The organism is Serratia sp. GW822-FHT06D09 (assembly GCF_058799515.1).
The window spans coordinates 21,857-39,795 of the sequence record NZ_JBXALO010000011.1 but is presented as its reverse complement, the minus strand read 5'-3'; the positions used below and the strand labels follow the sequence as shown (position 1 = coordinate 39,795).

Annotated in this window: 19 protein-coding genes; 10 read left to right on the top strand and 9 right to left on the bottom strand. The window is 57.0% G+C overall.

Going from position 1 to position 17,939, the window contains the following annotated elements; all coding sequences use genetic code 11:
- Positions 1 to 72: 72 nt before the first annotated feature.
- A complete protein-coding gene (gene fumD / locus AC1RKG_RS21350) occupies positions 73 to 279 on the bottom strand; it encodes a fumarate hydratase FumD (RefSeq protein ID WP_020828062.1) in 207 nt (68 codons plus the stop codon).
- Positions 280 to 308: 29 nt separating this feature from the next.
- Positions 309 to 764 (bottom strand): Lrp/AsnC family transcriptional regulator, encoded by a 456-nt coding sequence (locus AC1RKG_RS21345; RefSeq protein ID WP_020828061.1) that lies wholly within the window; start codon positions 762 to 764, stop codon positions 309 to 311.
- 200 nt (positions 765 to 964) lie between these two features.
- On the opposite strand from AC1RKG_RS21345, the gene AC1RKG_RS21340 reads away from it, so the two are divergent.
- Positions 965 to 1,582 carry a LysE family translocator gene (locus AC1RKG_RS21340; protein ID WP_262256109.1) on the top strand — a complete coding sequence of 206 codons (618 nt, stop codon included), beginning with the start codon at positions 965 to 967 and terminating at the stop codon, positions 1,580 to 1,582.
- A 60-nt stretch (positions 1,583 to 1,642) separates the two neighbouring features.
- Here AC1RKG_RS21340 and AC1RKG_RS21335 read toward each other — a convergent pair whose 3' ends face one another.
- Positions 1,643 to 2,071, bottom strand: a complete 429-nt coding sequence (locus AC1RKG_RS21335) for a TOBE domain-containing protein (protein WP_122079986.1) — start codon at positions 2,069 to 2,071, stop codon at positions 1,643 to 1,645.
- Positions 2,072 to 2,422: 351 nt separating this feature from the next.
- Here AC1RKG_RS21335 and AC1RKG_RS21330 point away from each other — a divergent pair, with 351 nt between their 5' ends.
- The 3 genes from AC1RKG_RS21330 (at position 2,423) to AC1RKG_RS21320 (ending at position 7,095) form a co-directional block, all read left to right on the top strand.
- Complete coding sequence (locus tag AC1RKG_RS21330; RefSeq protein WP_493183683.1) at positions 2,423 to 3,508, top strand: YncE family protein; 1,086 nt, start codon at positions 2,423 to 2,425, stop codon at positions 3,506 to 3,508.
- 59 nt (positions 3,509 to 3,567) lie between these two features.
- Positions 3,568 to 5,766 (top strand): TonB-dependent receptor, encoded by a 2,199-nt coding sequence (locus tag AC1RKG_RS21325; RefSeq protein ID WP_115058303.1) that lies wholly within the window; start codon positions 3,568 to 3,570, stop codon positions 5,764 to 5,766.
- Positions 5,767 to 6,024: 258 nt separating this feature from the next.
- The gene (locus AC1RKG_RS21320) at positions 6,025 to 7,095 is read left to right on the top strand and encodes an AI-2E family transporter (protein WP_020828056.1); all 1,071 of its coding nucleotides are present in this window, start codon (positions 6,025 to 6,027) and stop codon (positions 7,093 to 7,095) included.
- A 43-nt stretch (positions 7,096 to 7,138) separates the two neighbouring features.
- Here the strand turns inward: AC1RKG_RS21320 and bcp are convergent, their stop codons facing one another.
- Both bcp and AC1RKG_RS21310 read right to left on the bottom strand, forming a co-directional pair.
- Positions 7,139 to 7,603 (bottom strand): thioredoxin-dependent thiol peroxidase, encoded by a 465-nt coding sequence (gene bcp, locus AC1RKG_RS21315; RefSeq protein WP_020828055.1) that lies wholly within the window; start codon positions 7,601 to 7,603, stop codon positions 7,139 to 7,141.
- Positions 7,604 to 7,605: 2 nt separating this feature from the next.
- The gene (locus AC1RKG_RS21310; protein ID WP_197022814.1) at positions 7,606 to 8,211 is read right to left on the bottom strand and encodes a glycine cleavage system transcriptional repressor; all 606 of its coding nucleotides are present in this window, start codon (positions 8,209 to 8,211) and stop codon (positions 7,606 to 7,608) included.
- Between the two features lie 110 nt (positions 8,212 to 8,321).
- Between AC1RKG_RS21310 and dapA the strand changes: the two genes are divergently transcribed.
- The 6 genes from dapA to ypfH all read left to right on the top strand — a co-directional run bounded on the left by dapA (position 8,322) and on the right by ypfH (position 15,411).
- Positions 8,322 to 9,203 (top strand): 4-hydroxy-tetrahydrodipicolinate synthase, encoded by an 882-nt coding sequence (dapA, locus tag AC1RKG_RS21305; RefSeq protein WP_493183682.1) that lies wholly within the window; start codon positions 8,322 to 8,324, stop codon positions 9,201 to 9,203.
- Positions 9,204 to 9,219: 16 nt separating this feature from the next.
- Positions 9,220 to 10,272, top strand: coding sequence for an outer membrane protein assembly factor BamC (bamC, locus tag AC1RKG_RS21300; protein WP_020828052.1), 1,053 nt, complete (start codon positions 9,220 to 9,222; stop codon positions 10,270 to 10,272).
- A 249-nt stretch (positions 10,273 to 10,521) separates the two neighbouring features.
- A complete protein-coding gene (gene purC, locus AC1RKG_RS21295; protein WP_020828051.1) occupies positions 10,522 to 11,235 on the top strand; it encodes a phosphoribosylaminoimidazolesuccinocarboxamide synthase in 714 nt (237 codons plus the stop codon).
- Between the two features lie 435 nt (positions 11,236 to 11,670).
- Positions 11,671 to 12,537, top strand: a complete 867-nt coding sequence (ypfJ, locus tag AC1RKG_RS21290; RefSeq protein WP_012146218.1) for a KPN_02809 family neutral zinc metallopeptidase — start codon at positions 11,671 to 11,673, stop codon at positions 12,535 to 12,537.
- A 54-nt stretch (positions 12,538 to 12,591) separates the two neighbouring features.
- The gene (locus AC1RKG_RS21285) at positions 12,592 to 14,604 is read left to right on the top strand and encodes a tRNA(Met) cytidine acetyltransferase TmcA (RefSeq protein WP_493183681.1); all 2,013 of its coding nucleotides are present in this window, start codon (positions 12,592 to 12,594) and stop codon (positions 14,602 to 14,604) included.
- 117 nt (positions 14,605 to 14,721) lie between these two features.
- A complete protein-coding gene (gene ypfH, locus AC1RKG_RS21280; RefSeq protein WP_174574554.1) occupies positions 14,722 to 15,411 on the top strand; it encodes an esterase in 690 nt (229 codons plus the stop codon).
- Positions 15,412 to 15,439: 28 nt separating this feature from the next.
- Here the strand turns inward: ypfH and AC1RKG_RS21275 are convergent, their stop codons facing one another.
- Genes AC1RKG_RS21275 through AC1RKG_RS21260 form a run of 4 tightly spaced genes read right to left on the bottom strand, consistent with a single transcriptional unit; the run spans position 15,440 to position 17,788 of the window.
- Positions 15,440 to 15,625: a YpfN family protein gene (locus AC1RKG_RS21275; RefSeq protein ID WP_020828048.1), complete on the bottom strand. Its 186-nt coding sequence runs from the start codon at positions 15,623 to 15,625 to the stop codon at positions 15,440 to 15,442.
- 2 nt (positions 15,626 to 15,627) lie between these two features.
- Positions 15,628 to 16,302: a M15 family metallopeptidase gene (locus tag AC1RKG_RS21270; protein ID WP_130016630.1), complete on the bottom strand. Its 675-nt coding sequence runs from the start codon at positions 16,300 to 16,302 to the stop codon at positions 15,628 to 15,630.
- Positions 16,299 to 17,426: a succinyl-diaminopimelate desuccinylase gene (gene dapE / locus AC1RKG_RS21265; RefSeq protein WP_020828046.1), complete on the bottom strand. Its 1,128-nt coding sequence runs from the start codon at positions 17,424 to 17,426 to the stop codon at positions 16,299 to 16,301. The genes AC1RKG_RS21270 and dapE overlap by 4 nt, the downstream gene beginning before the upstream one ends.
- Positions 17,423 to 17,788: an ArsC family reductase gene (locus AC1RKG_RS21260; protein WP_493183680.1), complete on the bottom strand. Its 366-nt coding sequence runs from the start codon at positions 17,786 to 17,788 to the stop codon at positions 17,423 to 17,425. The genes dapE and AC1RKG_RS21260 overlap by 4 nt, the downstream gene beginning before the upstream one ends.
- Between the last annotated feature and the right edge of the window lie 151 nt (positions 17,789 to 17,939).

The window sequence follows — 17,939 nt, the reverse complement described above, 5'->3', positions numbered from 1 at the left end:
TCACCAGAACGGCAGCCCAGAGCGCGGTAATGACCCTGGTAACGCCCGTAAAAGCAAGGTAACCGGCGCTACTTATCGCTCCAGCCATTCAATCGCCAATTCGCGCGCTTCATCCAAATTGACATCACGACCTTCGCGGGTGATCGCCGTTTTAAGCTCATTGATCACGTCCGCTTTTTGCGTTTCATGCTCTTCATTGGCCAACGCCAGAAAGGCATCGCCTACCACCGTGCATATGCCGATGTACAAGGCCTTTGAGTCCTCGAAACCACTGTTCATAACTGTATCCTTCTGGATTTGATTGTGATCTACAACGGCAGAAAGGGCCGATCCTGCACCACGCTTTTCATCACCAGCGTGGAGGTCAGGCGTTGAACGCCGGGCAGGGCGGAAAGCTGTTCGTCGTAAAGCCGCTGAAAAGCCGGTAAATCGCGGGCGATGACATGCAACAGGTAGTCGGGATCGCCGAACAATCGCTGCGCCTGGATAACCTGGGGAATATCCACCATGGCGTTTTCGAAGGCTTCAACAGCCTGGCGATCCCCTTCCCGCATGGTGACGAAAACCAGCGCGGAAAAGTTAAAGCCCAGACTGCCGGGATCGAGGTGAGCACGATAGCCTCTGATCACGCCAGATTGTTCCAACGCTCGCACCCTGCGGTGGCAGGGGGAAACGCTCAGCCCAATTCGGTCAGCCAGGTCGGTAACAGAAAGACGCCCATCAAACTGAAGTTCAGCAAGGATTTTGCGGTCAATCTTGTCCATTTGGAAAAATTTCCCTCAATTTGCGATTTATAAGCAAATAATTGAAACCACATTCTAACAACTTGGGGATATTCTTTTCAATAATTGAACAACTTTGGACATAAATGGCTTTTGGCCTGTTAACGCTGTCCAGCGGAGGAACGCGAAGTGATGAAATGGATAAGCCAGACTGCCGGGTGTCGGTGGCGGGGGCGATATTTATGACGCTCGCCATTTTTGCGGCTTTCTGGGCCGTTTCGATTCTGTTCGTTATCACGCCCGGGTTGGACTGGGCGTACATCATCTCGGCCGGCATCCGCGGGCGGGTGGTGGTGCCTGCGGTAGTAGGGTTGCTGTGTGGGCACCTTATCGCTATAGCGATCGTGGCGGCAGGCGTGGGCGCTTTGGTGACAGGCAGTCCTATGGCCCTCACGGCGCTCACCCTGCTGGGGGCCGGCTACCTGTTGTGGATTGGCATTAACATGCTGCGCCATCCCCCGACGCCGAGCGCCGGCGATGCGCAGGCGTCCGACTCCTGGCTGCGTTGGGCCGGCAAGGGCATTTGCGTCAGCGGCCTGAACCCCAAGGTATTCCTGCTATTTTTGGCTTTACTGCCTCAGTTCACCGATGCGGGTGCCAGTTGGTCGATCCCCAACCAAATTCTCGCGCTTGGCTTGTTGCATCTGATCAGCTGTGGGGTGGTTTATTTGATCGTGGGGTATGGCTCGCAGTCGGTACTGCAGACGCGCCCGCAGGCTGCACGGGTTGTCAGCCGTTTTTCCGGCGCGGCCATGGTGTTGATCGCCGTCGGGCTACTTGTCGAGCAGGGGATAAAGTAATGTCTCAGGCAGTTGCCTCACTAAAAAGCCCGCCGATGCGGGCTTGAAAGGGTTTGGAAACTACGCCCTGACGGCAAGCAGCACGGAGGAGGCTTTGACCAGAGCGATGACACGGGCCCCGTTCTTTAACGCCATCTCCTGCAGGCTTTCATTGGTGATCACCGAGGTCAGTTTGAAACCGGCATCCGTTTTAATGTGCACGGTGCTGTTCACCGCCCCTTGCTCCACTGCACTGACTTCCCCGGCGAATTGATTGCGGGCGGAGAAACGCAGTCCGCAGTCTTCCGAAGCCAAAATAACCCAGGGGGCCTTAATCAGCGCCACCGCTTCCTTACCGGCGACCAGGCCAAGCGACTGCTGGCTTTGTACCGTCACAATAGCGACTAACTTCTCGCCGCCCGGCAAAGTGATTTCCACCTCGTCATTTACGGCGCCTTTAGCGACGGCAGACACGGTGCCGGATAACTGGTTACGGGCTGAAACTGACATAAATTCTCCTTGGTCAGACATGAGGATGAGATGGCCTTACAGCATGACCACTTCCCGCCGCGTTTGCCAATGTCGCGAGATAATTCTGTGAGCGGCGGAGGGCATTCGCAGCACGACGTTTTCCCACGTTCAAGATGACCAATTACATTTGCTCGCCAAAAAAGTAATGAGTATGATTATTATTCTCTTTGTTATTCGCAGCTAAGACGGTCCAGCCGCCTGCGATAAAGTGAACCCCATTCACAAGGAAACATTGAGACGTACGGTGGGGCTCATTTCTCCTGTTGAGAAAGCCAAAAATAATCCGCAAGAGCCTCCACTCAATCAGTTTATATGGCCAAGGATTTCCTGATGAAGATGAAAGTTTCTGCGCTCGCCGTGGTGATGACCCTGGCGCTGAGCGGTTGCGTCGCCCCTAAGCAACACGCCGCTTCTCCGATTGCCCAACCTGTCGCTGCGGCGGCTCAATCTGCCGACAACGTGGTTAGACGCGATCTGGCGGATGGCCTGTATGAGATGGCGCTGACGCCGGCGGGCGATGCCTTGTACGTGGCCAGTTCCGAAGGCTTTAAAGATGTGCAGGGCGGGGTGGTTTATAAGCTGGATGCGAAAACGCTGAAAACGCTCGGCGCAACCCACACCGATCTGAAAAACTTCGCCATGCAGATCTCCCCGGATGGCAAAACCCTTTATGTCACTAACTCCCTGGACGGCGGCATCAGCGCGATCACTACCGCCGACGGCAAAGTGAAAGGCCGCTTGCTGTTTAGCGAACGCAACGAGAAAGGGCTGCCGTATGGCGCGCGTCAAATTCTGCTGCACAAAGATACGCTGTACGTAGGTGCTGTGGCTGACCCGGCGTTGATTTGGGTGGTGGACGCCAACACGCTGAAATTAAAAGCGCGGATCAAAAACACCGGCAAATGGATGACCGGCCTGCATTACTCGGAACAAACCCAGCGTTTGTACGCCGCGAACGGCAGCGGTGAAATTCTGGTCATCAACCCGAAAAACAACCGAATCGAAAAACGCTGGAAGCCACTGGGCGATAAGCCGGCGCTGCTGCTTAACCTGGCGGAAGACAGCGAAACCGGGCGCCTGTTTGTGACCGACAATTCCAAAGCCAAAACCACGCTGGTGCTGGATATTCATAGTGGAAAACTGCTCAAGCAGCTGGATGTCGGCGACTCTCTGGCAGTGCTGTTCAATGCCAAACGCAATGAAATCTACCTCTCGCAGCGTGAGTCAGGCAAGGTGCTGAGCCTCAATGCCACGACCTATGCCGTGAAACAGAGCTGGGCGGTAACGCCAAATCCAAACAGCCTGCAGCTTTCCCCAGACGGCCAGGTGCTGTTTGTCACCGTCAAGCAACCCTTTAATAAGGATCACTCTACTCAGGGGCCGGACAGCGTCGTTCGCATTGATTTAAATAAATAAGCTCTATCGGCCCGGTAACGGGCCATTTTGTTCCACTTCTCCTCATACATGAGTGAATTATGCACAACACCAGTTCAACATCATTTCCGCAACGCCTGACGTTATTGGCGCTGGCCATCGGTGCGGTAAGCCAGGGCGCGCTGGCCGCTCCGGCAGAAAGCAGCAAAAAAAATCAGGAAGAAACCCTGGTGGTTCAGGCCACCAAAGAGAGCGATTTTAAAGCCGGCGGCGAAGATCTGGTTCCCGCTTATCTCGACGGACAAATCGCGCATGGCGGACGTCTGGGGATGCTGGGCGAACAAAAAGCCATGGACGTACCTTTTAACGTGGTCGGCTACACCGCAAAGCTGGTGCAGGATCAACAGGCGAAAACCATTGCCGATGTCATCAGCAATGACGCAGGCGTTCAGGCGGTGCAGGGCTACGGCAACTTCGCCGAAACCTACCGCATTCGCGGCTTCCAGTTGGATGGTGAGGACATGACCATGGGCGGCCTGTCGGGCGTGGTGCCGCGTCAGGTGATGGATACCCAAATGCTGGAGCGCGTGGAGGTGTTCAAAGGCGCTAACGCCTTGCTGAACGGCGTAGCCACCAGTGGGGTGGGCGGTATGATTAACCTCGAACCCAAACGTGCGGAAGAGACGCCTACCACGCAGGTGGGCATCGATTACACCTCTGACTCTCAGGTCGGCGGCAAGCTGGATGTAGGCCGTCGCTTCGGTGACGACAACCAGTTTGGCGCACGGGTGAACCTGGTACACCGCGAAGGTGAAGCTGCCGTCAACGACGACAAACGCCGTACCACGCTGGCCTCGGTGGGACTGGATTACCGTGGCGATCGCTTCCGCACTTCGCTGGATTTCGGCTACCAGAAGAAGACCTTCCACGGTGGAACTATGGGGGTCAACATCAGCGGCGTCGACTTTATTCCAGCCGTGCCGGATCCGACCAAAAACTACAGCCAGAAATGGGGCTACAGCGATATCGAAAACGAATTCGGTATGGTGAAGGCGGAATACGACCTCACTCAACGCTGGAAAATTTATACCGGGTTGGGCGCGCAGCATGCTCATGAAACCGGGCTCTACAGCGCACCCAAGCTGATCAATGCCAATGGCGACGCCACGGTAGGGCGTCTGGACACCAACCGCATTATCGATGCGTTCAGCGGCATGGCCGGGGTCAGCGGCGAATTCAATACCTGGGATGTCTCGCACAAGGTGAACCTGGGTTATTCTGCGCAAATCAAACGCGACAAAACCGCCTGGCGCATGTCGGCCAACAACCCGACCACCAATATTTATGACAATCACGATGTGGCAGTGCCGGATAACGCTTACTTTGGCGGCAACTATTCCGATCCGTTAACCACCGCCCGTAATCGCACCCAGGGCTGGCTGTTCAGCGATACTTTGGGGTTCTTTAGCGATCGGGTGCTGTTTACCGCAGCGGCGCGCCATCAGAAAGTGGTGGTGCGCAACTATAGCAACGCGACCGGCCTGGAGGATACTTCATCCCGTTATACCCAAAGCCGCTGGATGCCGACCTTTGGTCTGGTCTACAAGCCGTGGGAAGAAGTGTCGCTCTACGCCAACCACACCGAAGCTCTGCAGCCGGGGAGCAACGCGCCGAAGGAAGCCACGAACTTTGGCCAGAGCACCGGTATTGCCCGTTCCAAACAAAATGAAGTGGGGGTGAAGGTCGATTTCGAGCGCGTGGGCGGTTCGCTGGCGCTGTTTGAAATCAAGAAGCCTTCAGCCATGCTCAACAGCGAGAATTATTATGCGCTGGATGGCGAGCAACGTAACCGCGGCGTGGAACTGAACGTGTTCGGTGAGCCGATGCTCGGGCTGCGCCTTAACGGCAGCACCACCTGGCTGTCGCCTGAGCTGACCAAAACCAAAAATGGCACCAACGACGGCAAGGATGCTATCGGCGTTTCGAATTTCTATATGGTGATGGGCGCCGAGTATGACATCCAACCGGTTGAAGGCCTGACTGCGACCGCCAGGGTTCGCCATACCGGCTCGCAGTTTGCCGACGCGGCGAACACCAAGAAACTCGACAGTTACACCACGCTGGATCTCGGTGTGCGTTACCGGATGCGCATGAACGCGGATCAAAACACCCTGGTTTGGCGCGTTGGCGTGGATAACGTCACCAACGAGAAGTATTGGTCCAGCGTGGAGAGCAACGGCACCTATATCTTCCAGGGGCAATCGCGCACCCTTAAAGCCTCGCTGACTTACGACTTCTGATCTTCTCAGGCCTGATGGCATAGCGGCGGTTTGACTCACCGTTAAACCGCCGCGACTTTCCCCGCGGTAAATCTATCGTTTTCTTTCCCCCGGTCTGTGCCGACAATCGCTGGATGGCAAAGGGGCGGCATGGTACAACCATACGCTGAATGCCCGGCCTTCAGCCTTTCCTCTTTTTGGCTTGGCCAGCGTAGGGTCAATAATACTTATTACAGGAACAGCAATGCCTGCCAGTCAAACCTCTAGGAGCCCTCTCTGATGCTGGAGATGTTATTACAGTGGTACCGCCGCCGCTTCACCGATCCGCAAGCCATCGCGCTGTTGGTGATCCTGCTCGCCGGGTTCCTCATTCTCTATTTTCTGCATGGTATTCTGACCCCGCTGCTGGTGGCCATCGTGCTGGCGTATCTGCTGGAGTGGCCAACCGCGCGGTTGCAGCGCATCGGCTGTTCGCGAAATTGGGCGGCGAGCATGGTGATGATCCTGTTTGCCGGTATCGCGATGCTGCTGGTCTTCGTGGTGGCGCCGACCGCCTGGCAACAGGGCATCAACCTGATGACCGATCTGCCGGGCATGCTCAACCAGTTCTATAACTTCGCCGCGACGCTGCCGAAGCGTTACCCGGCGCTGGTGGATGCCGGCATCATCGACATGATGGCGGAGAACCTGCGTGGACGCCTGTCGGGCATGGGCGAGTCGGTGGTGAAATTCTCGTTGGCGTCGCTGGTGGGCCTGCTGACGCTGGCGATTTATCTGATTCTGGTCCCGATGATGATGTTCTTCCTGTTGAAGGACAAGGAACAGATGCTCAATGCCGTGCGCCGGGTACTGCCACGCAACCGTGGGCTGGCCGGGCAGGTGTGGATCGAAATGAACCAGCAGATCACCAACTATATTCGCGGCAAGGTGCTGGAGATGGTGATCGTCGGGGTGGCGACCTATCTGGTGTTCGCGGTTCTCGATATGCGTTATTCGCTGCTGCTGGCGGTGTTGGTCGGTTTTTCGGTGCTGATCCCCTATATCGGTGCGGTACTGGTGACCATTCCGGTGGTGGTGGTGGCGATGTTCCAATGGGGTGTCGGCGCCGATTTCTGGACGCTGATCGTCGCCTATCTGGTGGTGCAGGGGCTGGATGGCAACCTGCTGGTGCCGATTCTGTTCTCTGAGGCGGTCAACCTGCATCCGCTGGTGATCATTCTGTCGGTGATTATCTTTGGCGGGCTGTGGGGCTTCTGGGGCGTGTTCTTCGCTATCCCGCTGGCAACCTTGGTGAAGGCGGTGATCCATGCCTGGCCGGACGAACTGCGGGTAGAAACGGAACAGGAATAAGCGTGGATAACGAAGCGCAGCAGGTCGCTGCGCTTCGTGAGAATTATTGTTTCAGGTAATCCAGAACGATGTCGTGATGATTGGTGGTCTTGAAATCATCAAACACTTTTTCAACCTTGCCTTTGGCGTCGATCAGGAAGCTGATGCGGTGGATGCCGTCATAGGTTTTCCCCATGAAGGTTTTCTCACCCCAAACGCCGAACTGCTGTGCCACCTGATGATCCTCATCAGACAACAACGTGAAGTTTAACAACTCTTTCTCGGCAAAACGCGACAGTTTCTCTGGTTTATCCGTGCTGATGCCCAGAACTTCGACACCCGCTTTTTTCAAGTCATCCATGTTATCCCGCAAACCGCAGGCCTGTACGGTACAGCCCGGCGTCATCGCCTTGGGATAAAAATAAACAAGCACTCGCTGTCCCTGGAAGTCGGCCAAATTAATTTCCTCACCGTCCTGGTCAGGCAAACTAAACTTCGGCGCTGTGTCACCGGCTTTCAATGGGCTCATCACTACTCTCCATCTTTCTCATCATGCTGTGGATAGTTCACAACGCTAATACTGCCTTGTGCTTTCAATTCTGTACATAGGCGATGAAAGGCTTGTTCAATATTTGAGGCATCCTGATTGCCGGGGCTGTGCGCGGTGATCTGGATATACAGCTGCGGCGGCAGGTCGCCTTCCGCAGGCTGGGTGCGCGATACCAGCTCGGCAATGTTCATCTGGCTGGAGTCGAACAAATCGGTAAAGCGTTCGATGATGTGCGGCGAGTCTTTCACCTCCACCTGCACCCACACCGTGGCCGGCATCGGTGGCCTTTCGTGTGAGTTGGTGCGCTTCATCACAATCAGCAGCTCCAGCTCCGCGCCTTTTTGCGGCAGGGTTGATTCGATCAGGGTAATGGCGTTCCAACTGCCGGAAAGCAGCATGATGAAAGTGAACTCTTCACCCAGCATTGCCAGACGGCTATCTTCGATATTGCACCCGCAGCTACTGACGTGGCGGGTGATGGCATTGACGATTCCGGGGCGATCGGCGCCGAGCGCGGTAATCACGAGATAGTGTTCATCTGGCTTAGGCAAAATGGAGCTTCCTGTCGTGCTCAATGGGGTTACCATGGTAAACATAAAAAAAACCGCCTGCCAAGCGCTTACAACGCCGTTGTTTGCTTGCTTTTGGATAGGCAGCAAAAGTACCATGAGTGACTTGTTTGTGGAGGGGACGGCCAATGTTTACGGGAAGTATTGTTGCACTGGTTACGCCGATGGACGACACAGGTGCTGTCGATCGCGCGAGCCTAAAAAAATTGATTGATTATCATGTAGCCAGTGGAACTGCGGCCATCGTTTCCGTAGGGACTACCGGCGAGTCCGCAACGCTTGCCCATGACGAGCACGTTGACGTGGTATTGCAGACGCTGGAACTGGCCGCAGGCCGTATTCCGGTGATCGCAGGTACCGGCGCCAACGCCACCGCCGAAGCCATTTCGCTGAGCCAGCGCTTTGAAAATACCGGCGTAGTGGGTTGCCTGACGGTCACGCCTTACTACAACAAACCGACTCAGGAAGGGCTGTACCAGCACTTCAAGGCGATTGCCGAAAGCACCGCACTGCCGCAGATCCTCTATAACGTGCCTTCGCGCACCGGGTGTGACATGCTGCCGCCGGTGATTGCGCGTTTGGCAAAAATTAAGAATATTGTTGCTGTTAAAGAGGCAACAGGGAACTTAAGTCGTGTAAGTCAGATCCAAGTGCTGGTTGATGATGAAGATTTCATTTTGCTGAGCGGCGATGACGCCAGCGGTCTGGATTTCATGCAACTGGGCGGCAAAGGGGTGATTTCCGTGACGGCCAACGTGGCGGCGCGTGAAATGGCGCAGCTTTGCGCGCTGGCAGCACAGGGCGACTTTGCTGAAGCACGCCGCTTAAATCAGCGCTTGATGCCGTTGCATCAGGATTTGTTTGTAGAAGCAAACCCAATTCCGGTGAAATGGGCCTGTAAGGCATTGGGATTGATGGCAACCGATACGATGCGTCTGCCTATGACGCCGTTGACCGACGCTGCCCGTCCGGTAGTGGAACGCGCGTTGAAAAGCGCCGGTTTGCTGTAACTCTAAGGGAAATTTGATGGTTTATTCATTGCAAAAGTCGACGGTAGCAAAAGTCGTGGGTATTTCGCTGGTTATGATGCTGGCCGCCTGCACCACCGATCAGCGTTACAAACGCCAGGTGAGCGGCGATGAGTCTTACCTCGATGCGTCGGTGCTCAAGCCACTGAACGCACCAGCCGGTATGATCCTGCCGGTGCAAAGCGGTAATTATGATGTTCCGGCCACCACGCTGAAAGGCGGCGTCGGCAAGCAACTGGATATTCGTCCGCCGGTGCAGCCACTGGCATTGCTGAGCGGTTCACGCGCGCAATATGCCGGCGACAGCGGTACGCTGCTGTTGGAAAACAACCCGCAGAACCAGAATCTGTGGTCGCGCGTTGTCAGCATGCTGCAGACGAAAAATATCGCAATCGCCTCACGTCAGGACGCCGGTCAGACGCTGACCACCGACTGGGTGAAGTGGAACCGTCTGGATGAAGACAACCAGTACGAAGGCCGCTACCAGATCAGCGTACAGCAGCAGGGTTACCAGCAGGCGCTGACGGTGAAAACCGTGGGCCTGCAGCAGCAGGGTAAAACCGAACAGATTACCGACCCGTCAGAAGTGCAGCGCTACAACGGCATGATGATGAACACCATCGTTGAAGGCCTGGACAAGCAGGACAACCTGGCAAGCAGCCAGACGGCCAACCGCTTCGGCGCGCTGGACGTGCAGAGCAGCGCTGATGACACCGGCCTGCCGATGCTGGTAGTGCGCGGCCCTTACACCGTGGTATGGGATCGCCTGCCTGCGGCGTTGGAGAAACTGGGGATGAAAGTGGGTGACCGCAGCCGTCCGCAGGGCACCGTCGCCGTCACCTACAAATCCCTGAGCGGTAGCGATTGGGATGCGTTGGGCGCCAAGGATCCTGAACTGAAAGAGGGCGATTACAAACTGCAGGTCGGGGATTTGAACAACCGCACCAGCCTGCAATTTATCGATCCTAAAGGGAAGCCATTGACCCAGTCGCAAAACGACGGCTTGGTGGCGGCCTTCCAGGCAGCATTCAGTAAAACCAGCGTTAACTGATTGAAAAGGGGCTACGGCCCCTTTTTCTTTGAACAATACGGTATCGTTTGCGTCGCAGTTTTGGCACAATATACCCATCATTTTTGAAGCTACAACCGTGTTGGCTACGTGCATTCACCCTGTCACTTACTTGAGTAAGCTCGCGGGGAGTCCCGCACCTGCCGCCTTGCTGTAACTCCAATTATTTTGGGTATATCACGCCTGTGTGTTAAAGCATTTTTAAAACAATTCTTTATTGGAGTATGTAAGATGCAAAAGCTAGCTGAGTTGTATCGCGGAAAGGCAAAAACCGTCTACACCACCGAAAACCCTGATTTGCTGGTGTTGGAGTTCCGCAACGATACGTCAGCACTGGATGGTCAGCGCATTGAGCAGTTCGATCGCAAAGGCATGGTGAACAACAAGTTTAACCATTTCATTATGAGCAAACTGGAAGAGGCCGGCATCCCGACACAAATGGAACGCCTGCTGTCAGACAACGAAGTGCTGGTGAAGAAGCTGGACATGGTGCCGGTCGAATGCGTGATCCGCAACCGCGCTGCCGGTTCACTGGTGAAGCGTCTGGGCATCGAAGAAGGCCTGGTACTGAACCCGCCGCTGTTCGACCTGTTCCTGAAAAACGATGCCATGCACGATCCGATGGTCAACGAATCCTACTGTGAAACCTTCGGCTGGGTGAACAAAGAGCACCTGGCGCGTATGCGCGAGCTGAGCTACAAGGCAAACGACGTGCTGAGCAAGCTGTTTGACGACGCGGGCCTGATCCTGGTCGACTTCAAGCTGGAGTTCGGCCTGTTCAACGGTGAAGTGGTGCTGGGCGATGAGTTCTCGCCGGACGGCAGCCGCCTGTGGGATAAAAACACCCTGGACAAGATGGATAAAGACCGCTTCCGCCAGAGCCTGGGTGGCCTGATCGAAGCCTACGAAGAAGTGGCCCGCCGCATCGGCGTCAAGCTCGACTAAGCGTTGTCGCGCTCTACGGGGTCATCCGGCCCCGTCAGATTTTGACAAAGGGGGATAAAGCGTGGTTTTTCCCCCTTTGTGTTATCAGCCGAAAATCAATAAATTGATTTTCCAGATTTATTTTCAAAACCTTTAGCGCCTGCCGCCAAACATTCTCTGTTTGTCAGCAGTCTCACGGAGCCATTCGGCCCGTTAACTTCCCGCAATATTTCTCTCTGACTGCATTTCCGGAAAAATTCTACATTTCCTCCGCTGCTCAGCACTTATAATGATAATACCCGGCATACTTGAAGCTGCATCTGTGTTGGCTGCACTCGTTCACCCGAATCACTTACTTGAGTAAGTTCATCGGGATTCACTCATTTGCCGCCTTGATGCAACTCCAATTATTTTGGGTATTGCGTACAATGACAAAAACCTATCTGGAGTTTATTTATGCGTTGGCAAGGGCGTCGGGAAAGTGACAATGTTGAGGATCGTCGCGGGCAGTCTTCAGGTCTGGGTGGCGGCGGTGGCGGCTTTCGTGTTCCTCGCGGCAAAGGCGGTATCGCCATTCTGGTGGTGGTGTTGGTGGCCGGCTATTACGGCATCGATCTCTCGCCGCTGTTGAACGGTGGGGACGTGAGCCCGCAAACTCAGCAACAAAGCGCCAGCATCAGTCCAAAAGACGATGAACTGGCTAAATTTACCTCGGTGGTGCTGGCGTCTACCGAAGATAACTGGAAAGAAGTTTTCCAGCGTATGGGCAAAACCTATCAGCCGCCCAAACTGGTGATGTATCGTGGCGTAACGCGCACCAGTTGCGGTACCGGCCAGGCGGCGATGGGGCCGTTCTATTGCCCGGGTGACAAAACGGTGTATATCGACCTGTCGTTCTATCAGGATATGAAAACCAAGCTGGGTGCCGGCGGTGACTTTGCCCAGGCCTACGTGGTGGCGCACGAAGTCGGCCACCATGTGCAGAACCTGCTGGGTATCGAGCCGAAAGTGCGCCAAATGCAGCAGGGTGCCAGCCAGGCGGAAGTGAACCGCCTGTCGGTGAAAATGGAACTGCAGGCGGACTGCTTTGCCGGCGTGTGGGGCAAATACGCCGAGAAACAGCAGATGTTGGAAGAGGGCGACTTGCAGGCGGCATTGAACGCCGCGCAGGCGATCGGCGACGACCGTTTGCAGCAGCAAGGGCAGGGACGGGTGGTGCCGGACAGCTTCACCCACGGTACTTCGCAGCAGCGCTACACCTGGTTTAAACAGGGCTTCGACAGCGGCGATCCGAACACCTGCAACACCTTCGCATCCCGTTAACATGCCATGCCGGAGCCTGACTCCGGCATTTTTTTCAGGTCTGGATCCACGGTTATGTTACTGGCAATGCAACAACTTATGCAGCAGCAGGGCATCAGGCGCCTGCTGGTGATCAGTGGCGAGCCGCAATGGTGTCGCCAGCAGGCGCTACAACTGGCGAGTACCCTGCCGGGTGACTGGCCGTGGGTAGGGGAAAACCCGCCGCCGGGCCTGCAGGCCTTGGCGAGCGGTGCGGTGCGGACGCTGCTGGGGCAAGAGCGCCTGCACGCGGTGTTTGATGCGACGAAAGGGCTGGACGTTGAAGCCCTGGCCGCGCTGTCGGGCACGCTGCGAGCCGGCAGTTGGCTGCTGTTGCTGACGCCGCCGTGGCAGCAGTGGCCTCAGCAACCGGATGACGACAGCCTGCGTTGGAGCGATTGCCCACAACCGATCACCACCCCAAATTTTATTCATCATCTGCAGCGGCATCTGGCGGCGGACAGCGAAGTCACCGTCTGGCGGCAGGGTGAGGCGCTGACGCTGGCGCCATTGCCGCTGCGTCCACAGTGGCAGGCACCAGACGGCCAACCCACCGCCGAGCAGCAGCGGCTGCTGGCGCAATTACTGAGCGCGGCGTCGGGCATTTGGGTTTTGACCGCCGCACGCGGGCGCGGCAAGTCAACGGTAGCGGGGATGCTGGTGGCGAACACCTCGCAGACCTGCTGGTTGGTCGGACCGAGCCGCGCCGCCACCGAAGTCGCCGCCGAATGGGCGCAGGGACGTGCGCAATTCTGGGCACCGGATGCGCTGTTGGCCCATTGCCGCGAACAGGACGTCAGTGACGTAGGGTGGTTGCTGGTGGACGAAGCGGCGGCGATACCTGGCCCACTGTTGCAGCAGTTGGTGAGCTATTTCCCGCGCGTTTTGCTGACCACCACGGTGCAGGGTTATGAAGGCACCGGCCGGGGTTTTTTACTGAAATTCTGCGCCGGACTGCCCGCGTTCCAGCCATTGGGGTTAGATCAACCGATGCGTTGGGCGCAGGGCGATGCGCTGGAGCGCATTATAGATAACGCGCTGCTGTTTAACGAGCAACCCTCCTGGCCGGTAACGGATAAGCCGGTGAGCATCAGCGGGGCTGAGCAAGCCATGCTGTGCGCCGATCCGCAAAGGTTAGCGCGTTTTTACGCTTTGTTGAGCAGTGCCCATTACCGTACTTCACCACTGGACTTACGGCGGTTGATGGATGCGCCGGGCATGCACTTTGGTTTGGCTCAGGTAGACGATGAGGTTGTCGGCGCCCTGTGGCTGGTGGAAGAAGGCGGGCTGAGCGCCGAACTGGCACACGAAGTCTGGGCCGGTCGACGGCGTCCGCGTGGCAACCTGGTGGCACAATCGCTGGCGGCGCACGGGGGCCAGTGGTGGGCACCTACGCTACGTTCGCGGCGCATCACCCGCATTGCGGTGTTACCCGCAATGCGTCAACAGGGCATTGCCCGCGATCTCATTGCTCAGCAGCGCCAGCAAGCACAGGGGCTGGATTATCTCTCGGTCAGCTTTGGCTATACCGAGCCGCTGTGGCGTTTCTGGCAATCTTGCGGTTTTGAACTGGCTCGTATCGGCAGCAAGACGGAGGCCAGCAGTGGTTGTTACACCGCGATGGCGATCCTGCCGCTGAGCGAACAGGGCGAGGCGTTGCGCCATGCCGCCCATAAACACCTGGCACGTGACTGGCGCTGGCTGCAGCCGCGTATTGATCTGCAAATAGAGATCCCCGGAGACGACGGCGATACGCAGCTAGGGGAGGACGACTGGCGTGAGCTGGCAGGATTTGCCTTCGCGCATCGGCCGCTGGAGGCCAGTCTGGGGGCACTGCAACGCTTACTGTTGGCCAGTACGCTATCATTGCCCGCACTGCGGATGCATCTGCAGCAGTCGCTGGCGCCGGCAGTCTGCGTGGAACGGCTAGGGTTTAGCGGGCAGAAAGCCTTGCTGCGCCGCTGGCGACACGAGGCAGGACTGGCGCTCGAACAGCTGGATGCGCAGCACGGTCTGCGCTGGAAAGCGTGGGCCCAGTCGTTGCAATAAATTGAAGATGTTGCTCAATAAAACCCGATTTTCCTGATTTCTCAGCGGCGTATAGTAGCTGGCAGAAACCGGGGCATCTGGCGCCGGACAGGATCTTAATCACACGAGGAGTCACCGATGAAACATGAGCATTTCGTTGTCCAGAGCCCGGCAACACCGGCTGCGCAGCTGATCCTGCTGTTTCACGGTGTCGGCGATACCCCGGTGGCAATGGGGGAAATTGGCCGTTATTTCGCTAAAGAGTTCCCGCAGGCGTTGGTGGTCAGCGTGGGTGGCCCCTCTGCTTTTGGTAACGGCAGCGGCCGCCAGTGGTTTTCAGTGCAGGACGTCACCGAAGAAAACCGCGTTGAGCGCATTGCTGAAGTGATGCCACTGTTTATTGAAACCGTGCGTTACTGGCAGCAACACAGCGGCGTGAATGACGCCGGCACGGCGTTGGTGGGCTTCTCTCAGGGGTCTATCATGGCGCTGGAAGCCCTGAAGGTGGAGCCTAAATTGGCCGGCCGCGTGGTGGCTTTCAGCGGGCGCTTTGCCAGTCTGCCCGACCAGGCGTTCGGTGACAGCGTGGTGCATCTTATCCACGGTGAGCAGGATGCGGTGATTTCAGTGCAACATGCCCAGGCGGCGGCGGAAAGGCTGCAGGCCAACGGCGTCGATTTTACGCTGGACGTGGAAGAGGGCGTGGGGCATGCCATCAATCAGGACATGATGGACAGCGCGCTTGAACGGCTGCATTACTACGTGCCGCAGCGCTACTGGGAAGAGGCTATGTTCGGCAAGCGCGGCGACTTGATCGCCTTTAAATAAGCTTCAGGGCGCATAATGCGCCCTGATGTCATTTTTTCTTCGGCCAGTCGTCTTCGTCATCCCACTCGGCGTTGTTATCGCGGTGTGGCGGCAGCTTCGGCTTATCGGCCAGATAGCCTTTCACGTCGACGCGGCGTAGTTCTTTGATCCCGCTGATGATCATCCCTACTAGAATCAGCAGGATAATCCACCAGTAGTCAGCTAACCATTCCATATTCACTCCTTTCCTTCAGCGCGTATAAAACGCGAAAATATCGCTGGCAGATGGGCTTCAAGCCATTGAGCACCGGCAATATCCTTATCTTTCCAGGCCGCCAACAGCAGCGCAGGCGTCAGCAGATGTTCGGCTTCCTGCGCCAGCGGGCGGTAGCTCAGGTGCCAGGGCTCCACCGCCACGCCGTCGCCGTCTTCGGTGAACGGACGATAAAAGCCAAATTCGGCCATGTGTTCCGTCATCCACTGATTGAGCGGGTAAAAGTAACCGCCTTGTTCGTATTCCCACGGCTCCAGCTGCAGCTTTTGCCCTTCGGGCAACAGTGTGGGGTCATAGACATCCAGGTCGCTGCCCCAGTGATGGCGGCTGGCGCCCGGCAAGGCCGACCAACGCAGGATCGCTTCGCAGCGCTCGGCAGCAGACAGCGGCGTGATGTCGATCGGTCGGCTGTCCTTATCTAATACTGGTCGCTCGCCGCAGAATTTTCCATTCCAGATCGCCTGTTGCCGTTCAAAATCGCGAAATGTGCTGGCGGGTTGCAGATTGAACCCGGCGGCATGCGCCGCTTGCTGCATGGCGAGAAACGCGGCCACTGCGGCAGGCTGCATGCGGTGGTTACCGCTTAGCGGCGCCAGATGGTCGGTCGAGCGCCCGGTCAGCATTTCTGGCGTGATCATGCGATCAATTGCTCCATGATGCGTTGATACATGCGGCTCAGCAGTTGCAGATCGGCCGCGTGTACGCATTCGTTAACCTTATGGATGGTGGCGTTTACCGGGCCCAGCTCAACCACTTGCGCCCCCATCTGGGCGATGAAGCGACCGTCTGAAGTCCCGCCGGTGGTCAGCAACTGCGGCGTCAGCTCAGAATAATGTTCGACGGCATTAACCACCGCATCCACCAATGCGCCGCGCGCAGTGAGGAACGGCTGACCAGACAGACGCCATTCGATGCTGTAGTTCAGCTGATGACGCTCGAGCAGCTCTTCCACGCGTTGTTTGATCGTCGCATCGGTCGATTCGGTGCTGAAACGGAAGTTGAACTGGACGAACATCTCACCGGGGATCACGTTGTTGCTGCCGGTACCGGCCTGCACGTTGGCGATCTGCATGCTGGTCGGCGGGAAGAATTCATTCCCGCGATCCCATTCTATCGCCACCAGCTCATTCAGCGCCGGCATGGCGCGATGTACCGGGTTATCCGCCAGGTGCGGGTAGGCGACGTGGCCCTGAATGCCGTGGATGTGCAGGTTTGCGGTGATAGAGCCACGACGGCCGTTTTTCACCACGTCACCAACGCGTTCGGTACTGGACGGCTCGCCGACCAGGCAGTAATCCAGACGCTCGTTGCGTGCCATCAGGGCTTCGACCACTTTCACCGTGCCGTGGGTTGCGCTGGCCTCTTCATCGGAGGTGATCAGGAATGCCAGGCGCCCCTGATGGTGCGGATTGGCGGCCACAAAGCGCTCGGCCGCCACTACCATGGCTGCCAACGAACCTTTCATGTCCGCCGCGCCGCGGCCATACAGCATGCCGTCGCGGATGGTCGGTTCAAACGGCGGGTTGTCCCAGCGTTTTTCGTCGCCGGTCGGCACCACGTCGGTGTGGCCGGCAAATGCCAGGGTTTGCCCCTCGCCACGCCAGGCCCAAAAATTCAGGGTATCGCCGAAAGGCATAGGCTCAACGGTGAAGCCGATGGCCTCAAGACGTTCAATCATCAACGCCTGACAGCCTTCGTCGTGCGGGCTGAGGGAAGGACGTTTGATCAGCTGTTGGGCCAGTTCGATTACCGGGCAAGTCATGCTGCCACCTCGGAAATAAATTGCTTATAGCTGTCGGCGTTGAAACCGAGCAGAGCATGCCCCTTGCCGTCGCTCAGCAGCGGGCGCTTGATGATGGCCGGCTGGGCCAGCATCAGTTCGATGGCCGCATCGGCATTATCGCAGGCGTTGCGCTGCGCTTCGTCCAGTTTGCGCCAGGTGGTGCCACGGGTATTCAGCAGCGGTTCCCAGCCCAAAAGTTCGACAAAACCACGCAGTTGCTGTTCGTCCAGCCCGTCGGCGCGGTAGTCGTGAAAGTGATAAGCCACGCCCTGTTCTTCCAGCCAGCGGCGTGCTTTTTTGATGGTGTCACAATTTTTGATGCCGTACATGGTCAACGTCATGGAGTAAGAACCTTCTCTGCAACCCACACCGGCGCGTGTGGCCGGTGGTAAACCGCCAGGGGCGGTGAAATGAAAACCAGCGACCAGCATGCCGAAAAATGGCGGGGAGTTCCACCGTCCAATGGCCTGAAAGCCGGGGAAAAGCTGAAAA

Coding starts and splice junctions, on each gene's coding strand:
- fumD (WP_020828062.1), bottom strand. CDS start 279: ATGAACAGTGGTTTCGAGGACTCAAAGGCCTTGTACATCGGCATATGC.
- AC1RKG_RS21345 (WP_020828061.1), bottom strand. CDS start 764: ATGGACAAGATTGACCGCAAAATCCTTGCTGAACTTCAGTTTGATGGG.
- AC1RKG_RS21340 (WP_262256109.1), top strand. CDS start 965: ATGACGCTCGCCATTTTTGCGGCTTTCTGGGCCGTTTCGATTCTGTTC.
- AC1RKG_RS21335 (WP_122079986.1), bottom strand. CDS start 2,071: ATGTCAGTTTCAGCCCGTAACCAGTTATCCGGCACCGTGTCTGCCGTC.
- AC1RKG_RS21330 (WP_493183683.1), top strand. CDS start 2,423: ATGAAGATGAAAGTTTCTGCGCTCGCCGTGGTGATGACCCTGGCGCTG.
- AC1RKG_RS21325 (WP_115058303.1), top strand. CDS start 3,568: ATGCACAACACCAGTTCAACATCATTTCCGCAACGCCTGACGTTATTG.
- AC1RKG_RS21320 (WP_020828056.1), top strand. CDS start 6,025: ATGCTGGAGATGTTATTACAGTGGTACCGCCGCCGCTTCACCGATCCG.
- bcp (WP_020828055.1), bottom strand. CDS start 7,603: ATGAGCCCATTGAAAGCCGGTGACACAGCGCCGAAGTTTAGTTTGCCT.
- AC1RKG_RS21310 (WP_197022814.1), bottom strand. CDS start 8,211: ATGGTAACCCCATTGAGCACGACAGGAAGCTCCATTTTGCCTAAGCCA.
- dapA (WP_493183682.1), top strand. CDS start 8,322: ATGTTTACGGGAAGTATTGTTGCACTGGTTACGCCGATGGACGACACA.
- bamC (WP_020828052.1), top strand. CDS start 9,220: ATGGTTTATTCATTGCAAAAGTCGACGGTAGCAAAAGTCGTGGGTATT.
- purC (WP_020828051.1), top strand. CDS start 10,522: ATGCAAAAGCTAGCTGAGTTGTATCGCGGAAAGGCAAAAACCGTCTAC.
- ypfJ (WP_012146218.1), top strand. CDS start 11,671: ATGCGTTGGCAAGGGCGTCGGGAAAGTGACAATGTTGAGGATCGTCGC.
- AC1RKG_RS21285 (WP_493183681.1), top strand. CDS start 12,592: ATGTTACTGGCAATGCAACAACTTATGCAGCAGCAGGGCATCAGGCGC.
- ypfH (WP_174574554.1), top strand. CDS start 14,722: ATGAAACATGAGCATTTCGTTGTCCAGAGCCCGGCAACACCGGCTGCG.
- AC1RKG_RS21275 (WP_020828048.1), bottom strand. CDS start 15,625: ATGGAATGGTTAGCTGACTACTGGTGGATTATCCTGCTGATTCTAGTA.
- AC1RKG_RS21270 (WP_130016630.1), bottom strand. CDS start 16,302: ATGATCACGCCAGAAATGCTGACCGGGCGCTCGACCGACCATCTGGCG.
- dapE (WP_020828046.1), bottom strand. CDS start 17,426: ATGACTTGCCCGGTAATCGAACTGGCCCAACAGCTGATCAAACGTCCT.
- AC1RKG_RS21260 (WP_493183680.1), bottom strand. CDS start 17,788: ATGACGTTGACCATGTACGGCATCAAAAATTGTGACACCATCAAAAAA.